The sequence below is a fragment of the Psychrobacter sp. 1U2 genome, from assembly GCF_051847575.1.
The window spans coordinates 1-2,103 of sequence record NZ_JBPYDC010000074.1 but is presented as its reverse complement, the minus strand read 5'-3'; the positions used below and the strand labels follow the sequence as shown (position 1 = coordinate 2,103).

2 protein-coding genes are annotated in these 2,103 nt (G+C 41.6%); one reads left to right on the top strand and one right to left on the bottom strand.

Annotated elements, in window-relative coordinates:
* Window positions 1–1,409, bottom strand: a 1,409-nt coding sequence (locus ACS8FD_RS13235; RefSeq protein WP_439276227.1) for an AMP-binding protein, incomplete at its 3' end; no start/stop codon positions are given.
* 521 nt (window positions 1,410–1,930) lie between these two features.
* Between ACS8FD_RS13235 and ACS8FD_RS13230 the strand changes: the two genes are divergently transcribed.
* On the top strand, window positions 1,931–2,103 hold a 173-nt coding region (locus ACS8FD_RS13230; RefSeq protein ID WP_439276228.1), incomplete at its 3' end, for a DNA gyrase subunit A.

The window sequence follows — 2,103 nt, the reverse complement described above, 5'->3', positions numbered from 1 at the left end:
TTTTTACGATCGACAATCTTGATAAAGCCTTTTTCGTCCATGATACCGATATCACCTGTTTTTAGGTAACCGGTTTTTGTGAAGGTGTTGGCTGTCTCATCAGGACGATTTTGGTAGCCGATCATCACCTGTGGCCCCTTGACACAAATCTCACCGCGCTCACCAATAGCGACTTCGTTTTCTTCTTCATCAATTAGTACAATATCAGTACTAGATGCTGGAATACCAATCTTGCCTGTAAACTCTGCAATAGTCATCGGGTTAAAAGCGACCACGGGCGAGGTTTCCGATAGACCATAACCTTCTACAATAGGCAGACCTGTGATTTTATGCCACTCTTTTGCCACGCTTGGCAATACTGACATACCGCCGCCAATAGCTGCTTTAAGATTGGAAAAATCTAATTTGGCAAAGCTGTCTTTATGCACCAAGCCATTAAACAAGGTATTTACAGCAGGAATAAATGATGGTTTATATTTATCCATCTCTTTGATCAAACCGTCTAAATCGCGCGGATTCGGTATTAATAGGCCTGTAAAACCTTGATACATGCCATACATGCCGCAGACCATAAATGAGAACACATGATACAACGGTAAAGCGGTCAAGATCACATCGTCGCTATTGATGTCATCTTCAAAAGCACTATTGATAAGCACGCTGATCTGTAGCATGTTGGCAACTAAGTTACCATGTGACAGCATAGCACCCTTCGCCACACCTGTCGTACCGCCAGTATATTGTAACAACGCCACATCATCCAATGATAAGTCGGGACGCTTATATTTGCTGGCAGATACCGCTCCTAGCGCTTGTTTAAAGCTTGTGCTATTAGGCAAATTATACGCTGGAATCATCTTTTTGATATGGCGTGCAACTAGATTGACCACCCTCCCTTTGACTGAGCCCAGCATGTCACCAATCTTACAGACAATCACATGCTCTACTTGGCCTTTATCTTCAGCGTCTTGATAAGTTTTGGCAAAATTTTCAACGATGAATAATGCTTTGGCCCCGCTATCATGTAGCTGATGTGATAGCTCGCGACTGGTATATAGTGGATTGACATTGACTAAGGTGAGACCTGCTCGCAGTACGCCAATGACGGTAACGGGCAGCTGTAAAATATTGGGCATCATGACTGCAACTTTATCGCCTTTGACCAGCCCAAGTAATTGTAAATAAGCGGCAACTTGACGGCTATATAAGTCTACTTCTTTAAAACTGATCGAAGAACCCATGCAAACGAATGCCGTCTTATCGCCGTGCTTAAGAAAGCTTTGCTCAAAGATATCAATCAGTGAGGTGTCATCGCTTGGCATGTCAATATCGTACGTTAGCCCAAGCGCTTCATAAGTTTTGAGCCAGACTTTGTCGTTACGACGGGTTAAATTGACTTGATCATCCATAATCTTGTTTCTCCTAATGAATTGACGCATTCAGTGGTAAATACCCCTTTGTTCTTTAACATACACACTTTATACACACTACTCAATACAAAATATTGGCACCAGAGTTCGCAAAGTTACTTGACGTTTATTATTCTCTATTAAATCAATAGTATTCATGATAAATTTGAGCGTTTTTTACATCGATTTTTAGCATAAAATAGCGAGTTACTCTCCTATAATGTTACTCGAATATTACTACATGACGACGTATGCATCGTAAGCTCGTATATAGTGGGCACTACTATATCAGCCTATATCAGCACGTCATGACCTGTCGTCTATTCTAGATTATCCCTTTTTAATTGATGTAATATCCTTTAGGATAACGCTACCTTATTCTTATATTAATTTTGCGCCAATGCAGTGCGGCACATAATATGTGCTATACAAACCATACTAATTAAAAACACAGAAGCGAAACCTACTTTATGTCCGATGTTATTGATAATACGATTGCTCCCATTCTCCCAAGTGAGCCAATGGATACCCGTTCAGTGGCGGAATTCACTGAACAAGCTTACCTAAACTATGCCATGTACGTCATCATGGATCGTGCACTGCCAAATATTGCCGATGGCCTCAAACCTGTCCAGCGCCGCATCGTCTATGCTATGAGTGAGCTTGGCCTAAAGTCCTCTGCCAAAGCCAAAAA